This window comes from Paenibacillus sp. S02 (assembly GCF_019454065.1).
Taxonomy (GTDB): Bacteria; Bacillota; Bacilli; order Paenibacillales; family Paenibacillaceae; genus Paenibacillus; species Paenibacillus polymyxa_B.
The window spans coordinates 2,097,852-2,118,596 of the sequence record NZ_CP073682.1 but is presented as its reverse complement, the minus strand read 5'-3'; the positions used below and the strand labels follow the sequence as shown (position 1 = coordinate 2,118,596).

19 protein-coding genes are annotated in these 20,745 nt (G+C 43.7%); 3 read left to right on the top strand and 16 right to left on the bottom strand.

The annotated features are described in order from the left end of the window. Nucleotides 1-4: 4 nt before the first annotated feature. Genes KAI36_RS09455 through KAI36_RS09445 form a run of 3 tightly spaced genes read right to left on the bottom strand, consistent with a single transcriptional unit; the run spans nucleotide 5 to nucleotide 2,213 of the window. Complete coding sequence (locus KAI36_RS09455) at nucleotides 5-1,228, bottom strand: MFS transporter (protein ID WP_220027582.1); 1,224 nt, start codon at nucleotides 1,226-1,228, stop codon at nucleotides 5-7. A gap of 2 nt (nucleotides 1,229-1,230) precedes the next feature. Continuing rightward, the gene (locus tag KAI36_RS09450) at nucleotides 1,231-1,791 is read right to left on the bottom strand and encodes a GNAT family N-acetyltransferase (RefSeq protein ID WP_220027581.1); all 561 of its coding nucleotides are present in this window, start codon (nucleotides 1,789-1,791) and stop codon (nucleotides 1,231-1,233) included. Nucleotides 1,792-1,850: 59 nt separating this feature from the next. After that, nucleotides 1,851-2,213, bottom strand: coding sequence for a DUF2500 domain-containing protein (locus KAI36_RS09445; protein ID WP_069292104.1), 363 nt, complete (start codon nucleotides 2,211-2,213; stop codon nucleotides 1,851-1,853). A 407-nt stretch (nucleotides 2,214-2,620) separates the two neighbouring features. Here KAI36_RS09445 and nrdI point away from each other — a divergent pair, with 407 nt between their 5' ends. The 3 genes from nrdI to nrdF all read left to right on the top strand — a co-directional run bounded on the left by nrdI (nucleotide 2,621) and on the right by nrdF (nucleotide 6,236). Then, nucleotides 2,621-2,980 carry a class Ib ribonucleoside-diphosphate reductase assembly flavoprotein NrdI gene (nrdI, locus tag KAI36_RS09440; protein ID WP_016819181.1) on the top strand — a complete coding sequence of 120 codons (360 nt, stop codon included), beginning with the start codon at nucleotides 2,621-2,623 and terminating at the stop codon, nucleotides 2,978-2,980. After that, nucleotides 2,967-5,051, top strand: coding sequence for a class 1b ribonucleoside-diphosphate reductase subunit alpha (gene nrdE, locus KAI36_RS09435; protein ID WP_220027580.1), 2,085 nt, complete (start codon nucleotides 2,967-2,969; stop codon nucleotides 5,049-5,051). Before nrdI ends, nrdE begins: the two co-directional genes overlap by 14 nt. A 219-nt stretch (nucleotides 5,052-5,270) precedes the next feature. Next, on the top strand, nucleotides 5,271-6,236 hold the full coding sequence (gene nrdF / locus KAI36_RS09430) for a class 1b ribonucleoside-diphosphate reductase subunit beta (RefSeq protein WP_025723500.1): 966 nt from the start codon (nucleotides 5,271-5,273) through the stop codon (nucleotides 6,234-6,236). 244 nt (nucleotides 6,237-6,480) lie between these two features. Here nrdF and KAI36_RS09425 read toward each other — a convergent pair whose 3' ends face one another. The 13 genes from KAI36_RS09425 to KAI36_RS09365 all read right to left on the bottom strand — a co-directional run bounded on the left by KAI36_RS09425 (nucleotide 6,481) and on the right by KAI36_RS09365 (nucleotide 20,413). Continuing rightward, nucleotides 6,481-7,734, bottom strand: coding sequence for an MFS transporter (locus KAI36_RS09425; protein WP_025723501.1), 1,254 nt, complete (start codon nucleotides 7,732-7,734; stop codon nucleotides 6,481-6,483). Between the two features lie 157 nt (nucleotides 7,735-7,891). Then, nucleotides 7,892-8,365: a MarR family transcriptional regulator gene (locus KAI36_RS09420; RefSeq protein WP_025723502.1), complete on the bottom strand. Its 474-nt coding sequence runs from the start codon at nucleotides 8,363-8,365 to the stop codon at nucleotides 7,892-7,894. A 226-nt stretch (nucleotides 8,366-8,591) separates the two neighbouring features. Beyond that, the gene (locus KAI36_RS09415) at nucleotides 8,592-9,017 is read right to left on the bottom strand and encodes a VOC family protein (protein WP_025723503.1); all 426 of its coding nucleotides are present in this window, start codon (nucleotides 9,015-9,017) and stop codon (nucleotides 8,592-8,594) included. Between the two features lie 91 nt (nucleotides 9,018-9,108). Beyond that, nucleotides 9,109-9,762 carry a hypothetical protein gene (locus tag KAI36_RS09410; RefSeq protein WP_258382275.1) on the bottom strand — a complete coding sequence of 218 codons (654 nt, stop codon included), beginning with the start codon at nucleotides 9,760-9,762 and terminating at the stop codon, nucleotides 9,109-9,111. A gap of 22 nt (nucleotides 9,763-9,784) precedes the next feature. After that, nucleotides 9,785-10,324, bottom strand: coding sequence for a GrpB family protein (locus KAI36_RS09405; RefSeq protein WP_025723505.1), 540 nt, complete (start codon nucleotides 10,322-10,324; stop codon nucleotides 9,785-9,787). 90 nt (nucleotides 10,325-10,414) lie between these two features. After that, nucleotides 10,415-12,523 carry a class I SAM-dependent methyltransferase gene (locus KAI36_RS09400; protein WP_220027579.1) on the bottom strand — a complete coding sequence of 703 codons (2,109 nt, stop codon included), beginning with the start codon at nucleotides 12,521-12,523 and terminating at the stop codon, nucleotides 10,415-10,417. A 122-nt stretch (nucleotides 12,524-12,645) separates the two neighbouring features. Further along, nucleotides 12,646-13,920: an NAD-dependent epimerase/dehydratase family protein gene (locus tag KAI36_RS09395; RefSeq protein ID WP_258382274.1), complete on the bottom strand. Its 1,275-nt coding sequence runs from the start codon at nucleotides 13,918-13,920 to the stop codon at nucleotides 12,646-12,648. Between the two features lie 237 nt (nucleotides 13,921-14,157). Then, a complete protein-coding gene (locus tag KAI36_RS09390; RefSeq protein ID WP_258043234.1) occupies nucleotides 14,158-14,502 on the bottom strand; it encodes a DUF3024 domain-containing protein in 345 nt (114 codons plus the stop codon). Nucleotides 14,503-14,737: 235 nt separating this feature from the next. Continuing rightward, the gene (locus KAI36_RS09385) at nucleotides 14,738-15,709 is read right to left on the bottom strand and encodes a glycoside hydrolase family 43 protein (RefSeq protein ID WP_103744388.1); all 972 of its coding nucleotides are present in this window, start codon (nucleotides 15,707-15,709) and stop codon (nucleotides 14,738-14,740) included. Between the two features lie 40 nt (nucleotides 15,710-15,749). Continuing rightward, complete coding sequence (locus KAI36_RS09380; RefSeq protein ID WP_103744389.1) at nucleotides 15,750-17,135, bottom strand: arabinan endo-1,5-alpha-L-arabinosidase; 1,386 nt, start codon at nucleotides 17,133-17,135, stop codon at nucleotides 15,750-15,752. Nucleotides 17,136-17,215: 80 nt separating this feature from the next. Beyond that, on the bottom strand, nucleotides 17,216-18,058 hold the full coding sequence (locus tag KAI36_RS09375; RefSeq protein WP_025723511.1) for a carbohydrate ABC transporter permease: 843 nt from the start codon (nucleotides 18,056-18,058) through the stop codon (nucleotides 17,216-17,218). A 27-nt stretch (nucleotides 18,059-18,085) separates the two neighbouring features. Continuing rightward, nucleotides 18,086-18,976: a carbohydrate ABC transporter permease gene (locus KAI36_RS09370; protein ID WP_013309768.1), complete on the bottom strand. Its 891-nt coding sequence runs from the start codon at nucleotides 18,974-18,976 to the stop codon at nucleotides 18,086-18,088. A gap of 93 nt (nucleotides 18,977-19,069) precedes the next feature. Continuing rightward, complete coding sequence (locus KAI36_RS09365) at nucleotides 19,070-20,413, bottom strand: ABC transporter substrate-binding protein (RefSeq protein ID WP_220027578.1); 1,344 nt, start codon at nucleotides 20,411-20,413, stop codon at nucleotides 19,070-19,072. Nucleotides 20,414-20,745 lie beyond the last annotated feature (332 nt).

The window sequence follows — 20,745 nt, the reverse complement described above, 5'->3', positions numbered from 1 at the left end:
TACATTAAACATTCTGTTTGGTTTCTTTTTCTTTCCAAGAATTACTTTTCCCTGAAACACGATTGACGTAAAACAATAAAATAATAGGAATCAACGCAATCCCGCCACACATCACCCAAGATATTTGAATAGGTGTTTGATCGGAAGACAAATCCGTAAAATTACGACTGATGATACCTGTCACGATTAAACCTACGCACATGCCTAATTGTGAAATCGCAGAATCCAGAGATAGTAGTGTAGAACGATACTCATTAGAGATTCTTTTGTTCAGAAAAATTTGTTTGGCAACCGGATACATGCCGCGCCCAATTTCATAGATTAAAAAGGTAAGCAGTACAGGATAAAATGTGTTGAACGCACCGGCTAAAATGAGCCATATCCCAATCATACCGCAAGCATACATGAGTATATGTACATCACTGTATCGTGCGCCTAGCTTTCGAACCAGGTAACTTCCCAAAGTCATACATAGTGAATACCCTGCCTTGATAAACCCCATAATCCAAATCCCTTGTTCAGAAAGGCCAACCAGACGTGGCTGTTGAAATGTATTCCCCGCCGAGTTCGAAAAGCTGATAAATAAGCCAATCATAAACACAATCCAGATAGACTTATTTTCAAAACCGATACGGACACTTTCTCCGATAATCGTTTTAATACGGGTAGTAGACGTCTTTCGATGAGCAATGTTCTCCTCATCCATATAAAAGAAACATAGAAAAATACATACAATAATAGATAAAATACTGGCCGCCCATGGAAGTGAATAGTTAAAAGTTGCGAGGAAGGCTCCCAACAGACCACAAATAAATCCCGAAATGTACTGTATACTGTTAGAGGTTGTAAAAAGAACTTCCATGGGCTTATCACTATTTTCCACAACCCATGATTCCAACGAACCTGATTGTAAACATATAGCCAGACCCCCAAAGACTTGCGCAAACACAAGCACCCCGATATGATCTGTCCAAACGAACAACACACTATAGAGTAGAAAACAACAAAGTCCCAAAATAACAGAAATTTTTCTTCCATACTTATCTGCAATAGCCCCTGTGGGTATCTCAAACAAAAAAATACTTACAAAGAATACAACTAGTAAGAAGTTCGCACTCTGCAAAGAAAGTCCTTTAGCTAATAGAAAAAGGATGAGTGTAGTCCCCGTGATTTCACTCATAAAAAATTGAAGAAAGCTGACGGAGTAAAATAGCTTATGTGGTTGCACTCTCAGGATTCCGTCGCTTGCTCTGCAGCCTCATATTCACTTCGCAAAATCCCCATCTGAATAATGTCATAATATTGCCCTTCCCTGAATAGCTTTTCCCGTAGCCGCCCTTCCTCCTTGAAGCCGCATGCCAAATAGCAACGGTGTGCACGTTCATTGAACGCATAGACCTCCAGCTCCAGCCGATGCAGATTCAGCGTATGAAATGCAAATTTCTGTATTAGGCGAATTGCTTCCCGACCGTAGCCTTTGCCCAGGTCACCGTCACGTCCGATCACAATTCCAAGGGTGGCGTGCCGATTCACCCAGTTAATTTTAAATAAGTCCAGTTGTCCGATATAGTCCAGTGTGTCTTTATGCGCAATGACAAAACCTTTGATCTCGGGGTTGCCGTCAATCATCATCTGTACAAAGGATTCGCTATTCACCTGTGAATGCGGGTAGATAAACACGTCGCTTAAACCACGTGTGATTTCCGGGTCATTGACCCATTTTCGGATAGCTGGTATATCTTCTTGACGGTATTCTCTCAATACTATTCGTTTTCCAATGATATGCGGCATCGTAATCTTCCCTCCAATTATGTATTTGTTTTGGCAATACTAACTCCCCGCCAACACCTTTACGCTTCCATTACTCTCACAAACTCCAGAAAACGTGTACCTTTATAATGAAGCTCCCCACGATCCCCGATCACAATCATACCAAAGTCTGTATCCTTCACCTCCAGCTCCATACGCTCACCCCCGTCAAACTCAAAGGTGATATAATAATATGTCGAAGCTGAAAAATCGCCTGATCCCCCACGCACTCTCGTCCGTTTATCCACAACCTTACATGAACGTTGTACCCGTTCGGCTGCTTGATTGGACAGGCCCGCTCCTATCGTTTTGACAATTCCCATTATCATTACAAAAGCAATGAGTCCAAATACGATAAAAAAGATCATATTAAACGATTGAAATTCCATAAAATCACTTCCCATCTGCTTCATCCTTTCTACAGTAAAATGTAAATTTTCCATTCTATTGCCCATTGACAAATCGTACATCTTCACCCTCAAAAACTCCAATACTTTTTTAACATACTTACGAAAAAAAAGTTCTTTCGCTCTTTTCCGCACCCCGCTTGGACTTATACCCGATCTGGGTCCGCTGATCCCCTCTAGACCGATTGACAAAACTATATATAGATATAAAATAGAGAATGTACTCTAAATATAGTGTAAAAAACGTATTTATGCCCGATACCTTGAAGATACAGGTATGAAAATACATGTAAATATAGAGTCAAAAATTTTAAATGGCACAGCCAGCAAGGGATTCCAGCTATGATGGATCTCGGGCAATGCCGTTTTCTTTTTTCGTTAATTGTTTAAGGAGGTTGCATACCATGCTGATTGCATATGATTCCAAGACCGGCAATGTAAAAAGATTTATAAACAAGCTCAAGCTTCCAGCGGTTCAGATTGAGGAGCAAATGACTATAGAAGAACCTTACGTACTTATTACATATACAACCGGGTTTGGGCAGATACCTGAGAGGGTATCTTCCTTTTTGAAAAAAAATGCACAAAACCTTGTTGGTGTAGCTGCAAGCGGCAACCGTAACTGGGGTGAGAAATTTGCCAAAAGTGCGGATTTGATTGCCGACCACTATAATGTCCCCGTAATTAGTAAATTTGAATTATCTGGAACGTTCGGAGATGTAGAGCGTTTTAAACAGGAGGTGAGCCGAGTTGCGGCATATTGAATTGAACAACATGTTGATGAAACGCGATACAGACGGCTTTTTCCAATTGGAAAAGGACCAAGAGGCTGTAGCAGAATTTATGAAGGAAGTTCAGGAACGGAGTTTGAAGTTTGCTGACACAGCCGCTCAAGTGCTGTATATGATTGAGAATGATTATTACGAAAATTTCTATAACAGCTACACGGCTGACGAAATTAATGATATTTTCCATATCACTCATAGCTATAATTTTAAATTTCCTTCCTATATGGCAGCATCCAAGTTTTATACTGACTATGCAATGAAGAGTAACGACCGTAAAGTCTATCTGGAACATTACCCTGACCGGGTTGCTGCTGTCGCGCTGCATTTAGGACGCGGTAACGCCGATACGGCACGCCTGTTGTCCCGCTCGATGATGGAGCAACGTCTCCAGCCAGCGACGCCAACCTTCCTGAATGCAGGCAAAAGCCGCCGTGGGGAATTGGTATCCTGCTTCCTGCTCGAAATGGACGACTCCCTGAACTCAATCAACTATGTGCTGAACACTTGCATGCAGTTGTCCAAAATCGGCGGCGGTGTTGCGGTCAACCTTTCGAAGCTGCGGGCACGCGGTGAAGCAATTAAGGGTGTAGAAGGCGCAGCAAAAGGCATAATGCCTGTGCTGAAGCTGATGGAAGACGGCTTCTCCTACGCAGATCAAATGGGACAACGTAAAGGTTCTGGCGCAGCCTATTACAACATTTTCGGATGGGACGTGCTTGAGTTCCTGGATAGCAAAAAAATCAATGCTGACGAAAGAGTACGTCTCAAGACACTTTCTATTGGATTACTGGTGCCAAACCGCTTTTACAAGCTGGCTCAAGATAATGAACCGCTGCATGTATTTGCTCCTTACAGTGTGTTCAAAGCCTATGGAACGCATCTGGACGACATGGATTTGGATGAAATGTACGACACGCTGCTCGCTGACGATCGGGTGAAGAAAAAAATAGCGATGAGCGCACGTGACATGCTGACGAAAATTGCCATGATTCAGTTGGAGTCTGGTTATCCATATATCATGAACAAAAGTAACGCGAACCAGGCACATGCTCTTAAAAACGTGGGTCAAGTCAAGATGTCGAACCTATGCACGGAAATCTTCCAGTTGCAGGAAACTTCCGAAATTACAGATTACGGACAACAGGATACTATCCGCCGGGACGTGAGCTGTAATCTGGCTTCTCTGAACATTGTAAATGTGATGGAACATGGTAAAATTCGCGAATCCGTTCATGAGGGTATGATCGCGCTCACTTCAGTCAGCGATATGACCCAAGTAGCTAATGCACCAGGTGTTGCGAAAGCGAATCGTGAAATGCACTCCGTCGGTCTGGGTGTTATGAATCTGCACGGCTACTTTGCCAAAAACAAAATTGCGTATGAAAGCAATGAAGCAAAAGACTTTGTCCGTACCTTCTTCATGACGATGAACTATCATTCCATCGAAAAGAGTATGGAAATTGCGAAAGCAGCTGGACAAAGCTTTTATGGATTTGAGGAATCGGATTATGCGACAGGCGTATATTTTGACCGATACCTGAACACAGATTATCGTCCGACAACTACACGTGTGCAAGAGTTGTTCAAAGGCATCTATGTTCCGACTTCAGCGGACTGGGACAAATTAAAAGCAGATGTGATGAAAAATGGCCTGTACCACGCCTATCGTATGGCAATTGCGCCGACTGCTAGCATTTCGTACATTCAAAATGCAACATCCAGCGTCATGCCGATTGTTGAGCAGATTGAAACCCGTACCTATGCCAATTCGACGACCTACTATCCAATGCCTTATTTGCAAAAGGATAACGTGTTCTTCTATAAATCCGCTTATCAAATGGATCAGTTCAAAGTGCTTGATCTGATTGCAGAAATCCAGCCGCACGTGGACCAAGGAATTTCGACCGTGCTTCATGTGAACAGTGACGTGACTACGCGTCAGTTAGCACGTTGCTATCTGTACGCCGCACACAAAGGACTTAAATCGTTATACTACACACGCACCAAAAAGCTGTCTGTAGAAGAGTGCCTCACCTGCTCCATCTAAAGCATAAATGGTAACAAGCTGTAGTATAAAAATTAGATTTTGAATAGATATGGATGCTTTGCATTAGAAGCTGTATCCAGCGTGTGGTTCAGACCTTTACGGGACTGGACAAGACCCTCGCGGATACAGCTTCCGTATGTCAAGCATACGATGATTCGCCTGCACTATTTCAATATGTGTTTCCAGGGAATCTCGCAAGCTGAAGGGAGAATGCTAACAATGACAGGTATACAAGCTGTAAACTGGAATCGCTCGGACGATGATTTCACACTGATGTTCTGGAACCAGAACATTATGCAATTTTGGACGGATGATGAAATCCCGTTGTCTGACGATAAAATGTCCTGGGTAACCCTCAGTGATATCGAAAAAGAAGCCTACATGAAGGTGCTGGGCGGATTGACGCTACTGGATACCATTCAAGGCGGCGTGGGCATGCCGCAAATTATGGAGCATGTGGACGGACTGCAACGCAAAGCCGTACTAAGCTTTATGGCGATGATGGAACAAATTCATGCCAAGTCGTACAGTAGCATCTTTACAACGCTAGCTTCCACGGAAGAAATTGACGGTGTATTCCGCTGGGTGGAAGAGAATCCACATCTCCAAACCAAGGCAGAAACCATTCGTCAGTATTATATGAATATCCACACTCCCAAAGACCTGTATCTCGCGATGGCAGCGTCGGTGCTGTTAGAAAGCTATTTATTTTATAGCGGCTTCTTCTACCCTCTTTATCTGGCGGGCCAAGGCAAGCTGACATGCAGTGGAGAAATTATCGATTTGATCCTGCGGGATGAAAGTATTCACGGTGTGTACGTAGGTGTACTGGCACAGGAGATTTATGCAGAATTGGCCGAGGAAGAACAACGTGATCTTTACCAGACGCTGGTAGGCTTGCTCCGCTACTTGCACAATAACGAGGAACAATACACCGAGCAAATTTACACTCCTATTGGACTCGTAGACGATGTGAAAGTCTTTTTGCGCTACAACGCCAACAAGGCCATGATGAACTTGGGCTTTGATCCACTGTTTGAAGAAGAAGAAGTTAATCCCATTGTATTCAACGGCATCAGCACCCACACTAAGCAGCATGATTTCTTCTCTAAAAAAGGAAACGGCTATGTGCGGGCGATGAATGTAGAGCCGCTGACAGATGATGATTTTAATTTTGGCGTATAAGTACAAATACATGAAATTAATTTAGCAAGGTGATACTATGAAGAGCCATCCGCATGCGGATGGCTCAAACTGTAAACAAATAGGGTTTCAGAACTTGTCCCTAAGTTCTGAAACCCTATTGCCTAAAGAAAGTTGATAGTTTACATATTTCAGGATTTTGCAAAATTCGATTCCAGTCGCTCCGAAGTGCAAGATATAGACGAACTAAACCATTTCGATCTATATCTTGTTCATTGAAAGTCGCTTATGAGATTTTTGCAAAATCCTCATTTATATTCGTTCGCTTATATAAAACTGGTATTGCCGCTGCTATAAGGATCATACCCATAAAAGCGGGTGCGGCATGACCAAGTGACACATAGATTTGACCTCCAATGATAGGCCCAATCATTCTTGCTAAAGCCTGAATAGATTGACTACCTCCTTGAATCCTTCCTTGTTCACTAGAATCGACAGACTTGGAGAGCATCCCATTGAATGAAGGCCCAAAGATCGAATCACCAAAACCAAATATAAACATTCCAGCGATAAAAAGAGGATAGAATGAGAACAAAGTAGATAGCGCAATAAGACTGTAGCCTATAATCTCCGAAACCATTCCAAGAATGGCTATCTGTTTATCATTAAGTTTTATCAAAAGCTTTGGCATGATGAAACCTTGTGAAATGATGTCTTGGAAGCCCATAATTGAAAACATAAGTCCGATTAGTGCAGGCTTCCAACCGAAGGTATCCATTGTAAATTGAGAAAAAACGGCCTGTAGAGATCCGTTGGGTATCCAAAGTAAGAACGCTGAGACAAGTAGCCTGTTTAAGTTTTTCATGGAAAGCAGGTTTGCAAGCTGTGTAAATGGATTCAGTCTTACAAAGGTAATCTCTTTCAGTCTATTATTCTTGTCAAGGCTCTCAGGCATAAAAAAGAATCCATAAACAACATTCAATAAAGTTATGACTGCTCCAAAATACATGGGTACAGAATAACCAAACTTGGCGAGTAATCCGCCTAGAGTTGGGCCAATGACAGTGCCTACACCTACAACCGCACTCACCCATCCAAAGTATTTGGTTCTCTGTTCTGGAGGAATGATGTCTGCAAAATATGCGAAGATCGTGCTTATGCTCCCGCCTGTTATACCTTCTATTATACGCCCAGCAAATAGTACCCATAGAGCTCCTCCTATGCCAAAAACCAAGTACCCGATTGCGGAACCCAAAAGGCATACTAAGAGCAATGGACGACGGCCATATTTGTCGCTCAAAGCTCCAAGTACGGGAGCCGCAAAAAACACGCAGAATGCATAAACAGAGGTCAGCAACGTAACAACGATAGCTTGTTCTCCCGGATTGCTTATATAAGGCTGTACTAAGAATGGGACGACAGGTGCTATGATACTGAAGCCTATTCCGCAAAGAAACACAGAGATAAGACCGAATATTAAAGCGTGTTTATCTACAATTTGTTCTGTGTTCTGTTCATTGTGTGATCTAAATTTGAACACTTAAATTCTCCCCTTAAAAATTTGTCATTTTACTTCCTAGGAAGCAAAAATATCGTATCACAGTTTTGCTTCCTCGGCAACAAAATAGTGGCAAAAAAAATGCAGCCCGTTCTCAATAGAGCCCGGCTGCCTGTGGTTTGATTTTCATTATTCAAATTTATTCCGACTTAATATCTATACCCTGTTTCTTTATTTCTGCATCCAAATGCCTACTATACTTTTCCAGGAAGCTAATCATACTATCAAATTGTTCCTCGGTTACCTGTTCAAATACAGCTTTATCCCGCTCTTGAAACTCTTTGTGCAGTTCCTCATGGATTTTATAAATTACTTTCCCTTGCTCCGTAAGCCTAAAATAGATTTCTTTCTTGTTATCCGGCTTCTGGTAGCTTTCGATAATGCCTTTTTTTATGAGCTTCTTAGTTATTTTACTTATGGCACCGCTAGTCATATAAAGGGACTCCGCAAGTTTTGTCACGTTGGAATCTACATTTCTTTCAATGTATTCGATGCAATGTACTTCAGAAGACTTATAACCCTTAAGACTATCTTCCATCTTATCTTTATTAAGCCAAACCATCTTGTTATATAAGTCCCTGAAACCCATTATGACCTGTTCTTCTTTGTTCATGGCCTGTCCTCCCACCCGTTGGTGCATTAACAACATAATATAATATATTTTTGTTTCTATTTCAACATTAATAAAATCATTATTTATTCTAGGAAATGAACTATACGTAAAAAAAGATATCACTTCCCATACTTTATGTATGTATATTTATTTTTCAAACGAGGACATGCACGCAAAAAAAACGGCCAGATCGCTAAAGTAGCGGAATCAAGCCGTTTTCCATTTCTTAAGACCGAGCCTCTGTGAACATTTGAAAGGTGACACCAAACTTGTCTGTTACATTTCCATAAGCGGGACTAAAATGAGTTTCCTGCAAAGGCATTCCCACCTGTCCTCCTTGCTGTAGAGCATGAAACATTTTTTGAGCTTGCTCCACACTATCGGTTGTAATACAGATGCTCACCTGATTTCCGCTGCTAAACGGTGATCCAGGAAAGGTATCAGAAAACATGAGCTCTGTCTCACCCACTTTAAGGGTAGCATGTCCCACACGTTCCTTGACCTCTGCGGGAATGGGAAAATCGGGGTTTTCCGGCATTTCCCCAAAGGTTTGAATAAAAAGCAGTTGAGCATCCAATGCCTCTTCATAAAATTCGATTGCTTCTTTTGCATTTCCATCCATCGTGATGTAAGGAATCAAACGTTTGGACATCTTCAACACAGCTCCTTTAATTCGAGGTGATTACCCAGCCATTTCTCCTGTATTATATACAAAACTTGTCAAGAAAAACAAATCTGTATTCTTAGCTTTCGTGCACCTGAACGCCATGCTGCTTTAGCTCCTTTATCGCTTCCGTAACGTTACGCTGTGGATGAAGCACAGAGATCATCTGTGCAGTGATCGGAACGCCGTTGAAAATCTGGCTTACCACCCCTAGAGAAATCGGCAACTCATAGTAACTTTCAGCCCAATCCTGATATTCCTCCGGTGTAACTATAATTTTCCCCAGCAAAAAGGATGCGCCATCGTCATACGCCTCGGGAATGTTCGCATTGCCCATACGCCACTCCTTATCTTCCGCTTCCCTCCACATACAAAAGGTAACGTCCTCCTTCTCCAGCGCTTCGTCTTCCAAAAGCTCCATCATATCATCAGGCACACCGTCGTACATGCCCGGCCAGACCTCATATTCGTCTCTCGCATGAGGACTTACAGGGGATTCGTGGTCAAAACCCTTCAACAGCACACCTCCACGCGTCCATAGCATATGAATCGTATCTCCAGCGCCGTTGTTCACCTCACCCAGGCATACATCACCAGACCATTCAGACTGCATACGATACGTGCGTAACCAATCTTCTGGGGACAATATAATGTCCAGCGCTGACAGCAGCATCATTCTGTCTTTTAAACCATTCGGCGTTACCTGTGCATCAAGCATCATATTCTTCATCATTCCTCCACCTTGTCCATGCGTACTAAGAATTCATCTGTCCCTGCCTATATCTTTCAAGCTTCGCCCGCTCAATCACCTGCCGAATGAATGGTCCTTTGGCTTCGGTATACGCTGCACGGTCATATTTGAATTGGTACGCCAAATCTTTTTTTAAAGTATCATACGCTCGCAGGCTATCAGGATGCGCTTTTAAGTAATCTCTGAACAATAGATGGTTTTCCCAATGCTCACCTTTATACTTGTAAATATGCAAGTGATGAGTTCCAGCTCCCCATTCTCCACGGCGAAAGAAAGCTCTCTCTGGAAAATCAGGCTTATGTACATATTCATATTGAAACCCTTGTAGACGCTCTCGATGTTCGGATTGAAGACTTGCCAACTCTTCTACTCCAACCATAATATCAATAATAGGCTTGGCTCCCAGATTAGGAACGGACGTACTACCGATATGCTCTATGCCGACACATACATCTTTGAGAGCCTCTACAATTTTCCTTTGCTCTTGCATATACTCTTCAGTCCACTGCGGGTCATACCCAGATATTTCCACCTGCGAGGACATACATGAACACACCTCCACTAGCTTTCTAAAAAATGCCTTCTAATCGTGCTTGGCACAAATCAGAAGGCATTCTCTTGTTCAAATTAAAAATCATTCAGCAACTCCAGCCCTATTATTCGGCTTCTCAATCACGATCAGACAGGTGCTGTCTGGCAAAGGAACCCGCTGGCCCTGCTCATCCATGAACTCAACACGGCTGGACAGCGCCTCGGCATAGCCCTCCTGTAAATAATGGCGGCTCACCCGGATAATCGCTTGTGATCCAAGTGTGTTACGGATACACTCTTCATACTGTGACGGGGTAAAATAACCAAACTGCTCCTGCACTTCATGCACATAGGCTTCCGCCCCCCATGTATAGGTATATAGAAATTCCATCGCATCGTTTACTGGCAAAACAGCCTCATGCTCCCCCACACGCTCTATTTCAATGTGGCGGCCTGCAAAATCTTGCGCATACCGCATCAGCCATTCCATTCCCTCCGGCTCCAAGAATCGAATTCGTCTGCGCTGCTCTACTGGTTCGGTCATAATACCGTCACGAATGATGATACGCCCGCCGGGTGCAAGCACACGATAGGCGCTCTGCAAAGCAGCCTCCACCGTTTGTGGATTGAACCGAATTCCATCTCGTTCAATGTAGGAATAGAGCTCGTGAAGAATCGAAGAGAAGATGACCGTGTCCATGCTCTCCGTTTCCACATATTCCTCCAACCGAAGCGCATCTCCTTTGATGACATCCCAACGATGGCGCTCCAATTGCTTTTTACGTTTAAGTGCCTCAATGACATTCACAGAAATATCAAGACCTAATGGCTTCGCGTCTGGTCTTTCCTGTTCGATCAGATCCAGCAGCACGCCCCCGCCGGGTCCAATATCCAGTATGCGGGTTCCCGTCACATAATCTAAAATGACCCTTTTGTAATCTACGGTCTGGTTCATATCTGTAAGATACGTTTCCTCATTGTGAAAGCGATCATAAGCATCACGCCGTAATCCGAACAGATCGAACAGCAGCAGGACTGCTTTGTCATACAGAGGCGTTTTTTCTGCCTCAATACAAAAATCGATCAGTTTCTCAGCCGCAGATGAAAATACAAAATTAAAAAATACAGTACTCGGTAGCTCCTCTTTATGCTCCACGATCACACTCAAGTGAGGATTATGCTTCCGTTTTCCTTTTGAAATGTCCTGCCAAGACAGTGCACTTAAATATTTTTCTATCATTCGTTTTTTATATACGTTAATTTTCTTGACACCACGATAGTCATAATACATCGTATTCATGAGCGATTCGAAACTGATATGGCGAACGGTTGCAGGCTGTTCCTGCCCCGTGCCATCCCTCAATGTGAGTAAGAATACCTTTACCAGTTCTTGAAGTGAAAAATCCTGCAAAGCTGATTCTACATACCAAAGTGTCCGATTCTCCAACGGAGCCAGCGCCTTCTCTACATTCAACTCCCGCTCTAGTTCTGTGTAAGCCTGCTCGAACGGCTCTCCTTCATGAATCGAAACCGACCGTAATCTCTCCAGTCGCTCCTTTACACTCCAGACTACAGGTGCGTTATCCCATGCAATCCAGCCGATCAGCTGCTCTACTTCACTGCGTACTTGGTCCCATAATGCGGGTTCTACCCCGGCGATAATACACTCGTTCAGGGCCCGTAAAACAAGCTCCAGTTCCTCAGAGCTCAGCCAGCCCTTACGAGTAATTTCAAGCAGCAGTCGATTTTCCGCAAAAGGAATTTCTCCCCGTATATATTGCCCGATCAATCCATGCGTCTCAATCAGAATTCGGGTCATGCTATTGCGAGGGTACGCAGGGGACTCCGCTTGGGCCTGTCTGACATACAGTTGGGAGGAGCCGATATTATGTACAAATAAATTAATACCCTCATGCTGCCAGCGTAGCCGCTCGCGGACTGTGCCTCCTTTGGCTGTCTCAGACCATACCAAAACATCCTCCAGTAGCTCTTTAACCCAGAATGACAATGGAAGTCCGTCCAAAATAAGCAACGTACGCTCCACGTAATCCAGTACAGGATTGGCATCCTTTAACTCACCTATAGATCGAATGCGTTCCAAATTTACAATACGCTCCTCAGCCGAAACAAGCAGCTTTAACCAAGTCGGTGTATCCCAGGCCAGATCATTTTCTTTCCTGTAATTAGCAATGGCTTTTAACGATTGCAGCATTTTTCTCACCTCGTGTGATTCGGATTCGGTATGCACAGGAGACTTTGGATAGGACATTTGGATAAAACCTTGTATATATTACACTTTACCATACATTTGTAGCTTCCATCTCGTGGAAAATATTAAACATTTGTATCAATCAACCGCTTGACATACTTGCCAAACGCATACATAACCCCCAAATGTACTTTGGCCTGTGTATATTTATAAATAAACCAAGGCAGCGATGGCACATAATCATGAATGGCTACGACGCAAATATTTGTACAGGGAATTTGCAGGAACTCAAGCCTGCCGCGATGGTCTTCCTTTACAGTGGCAAAAGTACCACCTGTGATTCGATAGAGTGCAAACTCAGAGGTGCTCTGCGCACGGTCATAAATCATTTCTAACAACGGCTTTCGACTACCCAAGAGATACAACTGATAAGTATCCGGGCCCCCTGTCTCGACACGCACCCAAGGTTTCGCAAAGACCGGAAGCCAGGCCAAATAGCGCTCCCCGGCCCATGTTGCATCCTTACCAGGCGGGAGTTTGATCCGTTGCACCGAGCGTACATCAGATTTTAACGATCGAATTGCTGATTTTAACGGCTTTTTGGACTTGCTATGGGAATTCTTCTTATGCCGATATTCTTCTTCCTGCTCGAGTGAGGTTCGAGCTGCTTTGTCAAAGGAAATCTTCCCATCGCTGATGCCTTGAACCTTATGTTTCCGTTGCGCCACCATCGGATGAGCCAAGCTTTCAATCAGCGGATAAGCCATCTCTTTGGGGGCTCCAGTCACTAGGGTAACCCAAAGGCGGGACAGTTTGATAGTCAGCAATGGCAAATTAAAAAAGCGACGCTTTTTATCCATTATTTCTGCTGTTCTTTGCATCATTTCTCTATATGTAATAACCTCCGGCCCGCCTACATCTATAATTTGTTCATCAAGAGTACGGTTGCCGATGCTCCGATCCAGCGCATTCAAAATATCCTCCAATGCAATCGGGTGGGTCTTGGTTCGGGTCCAACGAGGCAGAATCATGACTGGTAATCTGCGAAGTGTCAGCTTCGCCGAGGGCAGCATGGAATGAATGAGATATACGGCATAATCTGCTCCTTGTAATCCTTGATTTGCATCCTCCATGGAAAAAAAATCACACGATCGCCATTCCACGTGCTCTGTATTTTCACGCTGATCTCCACTGCGGGATAAGGCAATGACATCTGCATGCTCAGTCAGCCTCTGCAGCAGATTATGCCCGATATAACCACTGGCGCCTGTCAGTGCAATTCGGGATCTGCCTTTTGGATACAATGCTTCACACTCCCGCTCTACTTGTCTTATCTCATGTTCCGGTTGATTCTGCTCACCTACGCGCCCTTGTCTGTCATTACGTTGCTGCTCATTCACTACACACCGCTCCCCACTCGTAATTACGCTCTGTGTTCACATACCCTGATTTACAGTACCCGTAACAAATCTCATAACAAGACATGGAAACGGAAAACTAGACAGTGCCACCCCAGACAAAACAAATGACCGTAACTTCCATATAAGGAATTACGGTCAGCCTGTTTACTTCCATATACAGTTTAACGGGACGACTCCCATTACCTCCATCTTCCGAACTTATCATTCTGCACTTCGTTAACCTGTCCAAAAAATACCTGCTGGATCTATTTCTACCTGTTCGAGCTGCTCTTCAAAGCACGGGTTAGGTGCAATCTCTTTTACGCGCTGCCAGCTTTTAGCCTCTTTCCGGGCATATACATGCCAATGATTTTCTTCCCAGCGAAATTGGACAATGTCCGTGCGATCCCACAACTCAGTTTCATTAGAAGGCCTTTCTTCCGTCAAGATCAAACAACTATCCTCTATTTGATAAATGAGCCGCACGTCAGAACGCACGTAGCCTGGCACCTTTAGCGCAATATAGCCATTCAGCAGGTATTCAACCTTTTTAATGGTAAACGGATCGATCCGTTCGTTCACGAGATTTCCACCCCTTGATCAATTCGTAAATATTACGATTTAAATATAGCAGAAATCGAAGTTTTTGAAAAGAGTCCTCCTTGCCGTCCCAAAAGCAAAAAGATATCCTCCAGCCTGAAGGCTCAGAAGATATCTTATTACTCTTGTTATACGCAGTCGAATCATAATTACCTATGATTTCTAGAAAGTTACAGTGCCGCTGTGCAACACGTCAACCATCTATAACAGATTTCGCTTATTTACCAACAGAAACGCCATCTGGTACTGGAATACCAAAATCAGGTGTTCCATCTTCCTTCCAGTTGAACGGCTGAACACGTGTATGACGATTCGGATCATACAACGGGTCACCTGTAATTTCCTTGTAGCTCCGGGCGTGATATACGATTACATCGCTACCGTCAGCAGCAACCGTAAAACTGTTATGACCTGGCCCGAATTGTCCTGTTTCCTCATTGGTGCAGAATACCGGCTCAGGTGATTTCGTCCATGATTTCGGATCAAGTAAATCCGCATTCTCATCTGCTGTCAACAGGCCCATGCAATAATTGTGGTCTGTGGCGCTAGCTGAATAACTGATAAAGATCCGCCCGTTCCGTTTCAGAACCGCTGCTCCTTCATTCACCTTAAAACCGATGATTTCCCAATCATATTCAGGAGTGGAGATCATGACCTGCTCACCGCGCAGCGTCCATGGATTGCTCATTTCAGAAATATACAGATTGGAATTACCGACGATGTCCGGGTCCTTCTGAGCCCACACATAATACAGAACTCCATTATGCTGGAAGGTTGTCGCATCGAGGGCGAACGTCTCCCAACGGGTTTTGATCTGTCCTTTTTCCACCCATTCCCCTTCCAGAGGATTAGCTGAATCATTTTCCAGCACGAACATCCGGTGGTCGAACAGGCCTTCCTTCGTTTCCGTTGTACGAGCTGCTGCAAAATAAATGTACCATTTGTCGTTAATATAATGAATTTCCGGTGCCCAAATGTTCGCACTTAACGGGCCCGTTTCATATTTGTGCCATACTGCGACAGGCTCTGCTGTACTCAAGCCTTGAATAGTACTTGCTCGTCGAACCTCAATGCGGTCATACTCTGGCACAGATCCGGTGAAATAATAGTATCCGTCACTATGCTTGTAAATCCAAGGGTCTGCACGTTGCTCAATGACCGGATTATTAAAGGGTACAGATTGATTCATGGTTTTTCTCTCCTCTATGTGTAGTATGTAGTTCCTACAATTAATCGCTGATACGCTTTCCCCAAATGGAAACTCCCTTTTCATTCATACCCGTGAAAATTAGAGTATGGCGGCCGAGCTCCCAGTCCCATGAAGGAAGCAATAACAGTTCTTCCTTTGTTCCTTCGGATGTATCGCCCCAATCCATTGTTAGAGTACGCTTGCCATCAAAGCTCCAGTGACCTTCAAGAGAACCACTGGTTGCCCGACCTCCATCTTCCAGACGGAGCGGTTCAGCTTCCACCTGACCATCTACTTCCTGCCTTATCACGATGCGCTCCCAGTTGCCGGATAATAGCCTTTTGGGTATATCCTGCTCCTTTTCGCCCGCATAGCGCTCCGGAGAGACGACCGGCCAGCCCTCTGCCGTCCATAATATTTTGCGTACATGCAGGTACGGCCAGCTCTTGTCCGTTTCTCCCCGCGCATGATGTACAATATAATAATCCGCACCGTCCTTCAGGACAGAATTGTGACCTGGCGCAACCCAGCCTTCTCCTTCGCTGAACCGATAACCGCCCAATACCTTGTTTCCAATCTCGTATTGAGGCAAATAGCTGATATCTGCCATGTCATGTCCATTAATGTCCACATAAGGCCCTGTGATAGAATCTGAGCGAGCAACGCGAACATTGTAGTCCTCGAACAAAGAATCATACGAGACGAACAAGTAGTATTTACGGAACATTGGATTGTACACAATGTAAGGCCCTTCTACAGCACCGTCCTCAGTTGCCCGATCTCTGGCAGCGATATTTTTGCCATAGCCGGACTCTTTAAGCTTTCCAGTCAGGGGATCAAGCGGCGTAATGTAAATACCGCCGAAAAAAGAGCCGTATACCATCCATGGATTTCCCTCTGCATCCAGCACCGGATTGGCATCAATCGCATTCAGCTTGTCATGCTCTCCTGTTTTAACGACCAGCCCCTCATCCTTCCAAGGGCCTTCTGGGGAGTTGGATGTCTGCAATCCGATCGCAGACCGTGTGCTGCCAAAGGTAGAAGCGGAGTAATACATCCGATAGGTATCACCCATCTTGATGATGTCCGGTGCCCACAGATTGGTTGCTGATGACCACGCCTCCGCTTCCTTTGGAATGCCGGGGAGTGCATACTGAACCCAGTTCCAGTGAATCAGATCAGTCGATTTGCGTACCATAACACCAGGTCTCAATTCTCCACCTGTCTTTACATCCGTTGAGTAGACATAATAGCCTTGATCTGTTTTGATAATCGCCGGGTCATGTGCATTGTTAATGGTCCAGCGCTGTTCATCGTTAATCGAACTTTGATCATACAAGTGATCGGGAGGCGGAGCCTGCGGATACACAGGGTCCGGAGTGTTATCCCCACAGCCGGATAGACCCAGCATGAGCAGCATAACCATAACTGTTATTCTCCTCCTTCCTTTACCCATTACATATTGTGACTGCCTTACATATTTCATCCGTACCCTCCAAGTGTCAATTAGCCTTTGACACCCGAAATGGCAACCGATTCAATAATTTGTTTCTGGAAGATCAAGAATATAATCAGTACAGGTAACAAGGCTATAATCGATGCTGCCATGATAAGCGGATAGTCCGTCTGAATGGCGTAAGTCGCATTAAAATTCGCGATAACCAGCTGCAGTGTCTGCGTTTCTGGTGAGTTCAAGTAAATAATAGGTGCCAAATAATCGTTCCAAATCCCCATGAACCATAAAATAAGCTGTGCCGCAACTGCTGGCTTAATGAGCGGGAACGTAATCGACGAGTAGAGTCGGAAATAAGAACTTCCGTCAATTTTCGCAGCTTCGATAATGGCATCCGGTACACTAAGCAAGTACTGCCGCAGGAAGAAGATCATAACTACATTTCCGAACAAACCTGGAACAATCAGAGGCAAAAGTGTATCGACCCAGCCAAGTTTGGAAAACATCATAAACTGTGGAATCATAACCGTTGGGTATGGAATCATCATAGATGCGATGAGTGCCAAAAACAGTTTGTTTTTATGAGGGAATCTCAGCTTTGCAAATGCAAAAGCGGCCACACTGGATGTAAAGGTACCCACAACGGTAACACTTACAGCCACAATCACACTGTTCTTGATCCCGCTTAACAAAGGTCCTGCTTCCCAAATCTCCTTATACTTGCCAAACTGGAACACCTCTGGTATCCATACTGGTGGAAGAGCAAAGACATCCTGCTTTTCTTTCACCGAAGTGGACAGCATCCAAAGCAGCGGCGCGATCATCACAATCGCTCCAATCGCTAGTACAATAAAGATAATGATATTGGTAACTTTCGTTTTTTGACTATGGGACATAATCAGACTCACTCCTTTCCGCGAAAATCAATCCCCATCAAAGGATGATTTTTCATTCATTTTGAATTGAATCAAAGTTACGATAAAAATGAAGATGCCGAGAATCATAGCCATCGCGGAGGCATATCCCATTTGCAGGTTTTTAAATGCCTTATCCCAAATATAAAAGACGATTGAGGCGGATGAGTATTCCGGACCCCCTGTAGGTGTCATAATGTTCATTTCAGTAAAGATTTGCGAACCACCAATGATATTAGTTACGACCAGGAAGAAGGTTACTGGTTTCACCATTGGCCATGTAATATTGCGGAACATTTGGAATCCGCTAGCTCCATCTAGCTCTGCTGCTTCATAATAAGAGCGAGACACGCTTTGCAGGGCTGCCAAATATAGCAACATCGTATATCCAAGACCCTTCCAGACGGTCATGAGAATCAAGGCTGGTTTGACCGTATCCTTATCCATCAGCCAGTTAGGACCCTTAATACCGAATATTTCGAGGAATTGGTTCACCAAACCGTAGTCTCCGTTGTACGCCCAGTTCCACATAATAGAAACGGCAGCCAATGAAGAAATAACCGGGATATAGTAAATCACACGAAATGTTGTCGTACCTGGAATCTTGCGATTCAAACCTAGTGCCAGCAGTAAAGCTAGTACAAGACCGATTGGAATACCCAGCATTAAGAAAAGAGTATTGTACATCGATTTATAAAAGAGCTCATCGCTAAATAAATCTTTAAAATTGTCGAGACCAATAAAGTTCATTTGTCCCAATCCGTCCCAGTCTGTAAAAGAGCCGTATAACGAATAGACAAACGGGAATAACGTAAAGATTAGCAGACCGAGAATAGGTGGAAGAATAAATAAGTATCCATATACCTTCTCTTTGCGGTAGAGATTAGATTTGGTTATCACAGGGCTCACCTCTGTTTCTAATTTGGAATGAAGATGATGTTAGCAGCATGATATTCAGCCACTAACATCATCCTTTTTTCCTCTATTTACGCATTATTTCTGTGATTTTTTCTCTTGCTCCACCGCTTTATCCAGCAGTTTCTGCATCTTCGGTTGTTCTTGTTTCACATAATCTGCCGCCGTAATTTTACCATCCAGCACAGGTTGAATATCTGTGAAGAAAATATCGTACCATTCTGCATTATACGTATAGTTGCCTGGTAATGAGCGTCCATAGTCATTTACGATATCAATAAATTCCTGTTTATTGTTAGGCTTGGTTTTTGTATCTTTGGACCACTCATCAGCCATGTCCAGCAGATTCGGAATTTGTACCTTGGCATCTACGAGCTGCTTCATTCCTTCTTTAGAAGTCGTCAGATAGTTAACCAGTTCAACAGCTTCATCCGAGTATTTTGTTTTAGAGGAAACGCCGATACCCAGAGAACCAATCCATGTTGCCGATTTGCCAGTCGATCCGGCTGGGAACGGCAGCAAATCATATTCGAACGGCAGTTTTTCAAATGTACTCATATCCCAAGGACCTACCGGGAAGAATGCCATTTCGCCCTTCATCCAACGTTGGTATGTGTCCAATGTTTGTGATTGTTCAATACCAGGTGTGATTTTATATTTGTTTTGCATGTCAGCAAAGTACTGAAGCGCTTCCGCAAATTTCGGATCATCAATCGTTACTTTAGTTTTGCTCTCATCCAGCCAATCAGCCCCATTACTCCAAACAAAGGCTTGCAATGCCCACTGAACGTTAAAGCCTGTACCGTATTGATCTGGCTTGCCGTCACCATTGGTATCCTTAGTCAACTCTTGGCTAACCTTGATAAATTCATCCCATGTATACGGTTTGTCTTTGTCAGGCAAGGGAACGCCCGCTTTTTCGAACATCGTTTTGTTGTAGCCGAGTGCGAATGGACCTAAGTCCTTCGGCATACCGTAAATATCTCCTTGACCGGCCATTTTACCGTCATAGCGATACAAATCTATACCGTATTTCCAGATGTTATCCAGTTTAATGTCCTTGTTCTTCTCAATGTAAGGAGTGAGATTCTTCAACACCCCACTGTTTACATAAGCTTTCACATCTCCAGGGGCAAAGTAAAAGATATCTGGAAGATTGTTTCCTGTGATCGCAGCTCTTAGCTTTGTAGCATATTGATCCGCTGCCGTCACGACCATTTTAACTTTTACGCCAGGATGTTCCTCTTCAAATTTCTTAATTACTTCCTTATATGCCTTTTGTTCATCAGTTCCACCACGGAACATGAATGTCAGTTCCTTGCTTCCATCACTACTGGAACTTCCCCCACTACAACCAGCCAGTGCAGCCACCATTAACAACAGAACAACCATTGTTATTGCAAAACTTTTTTTCTTTATCAACGCGACCCCTCCTAAATTTAAATGAAACCGCATACATTTGGTGCTAAAATAACTTTATACCACTCGGCCTAATCTTTAACTGTGCGGTACACAACCCGTTGTTGATTGCCGCTGTGATTATCATCCCTCTCATGTACCATATAATTAACATTTTACTTTATCAATAATGAATTCGTTTACAAACAAAATATAGCATGCTCTTCCTCAGTTCGTCAATGTATTTTTCAATCTTTTTAAATAATTATAAAACATAGATTAGAGTAACATGAAAAGTAAAATCAAATCGTATTTAAGTTAATTTTCATCTAAAAAACTAGCAATAAAACTTAAAT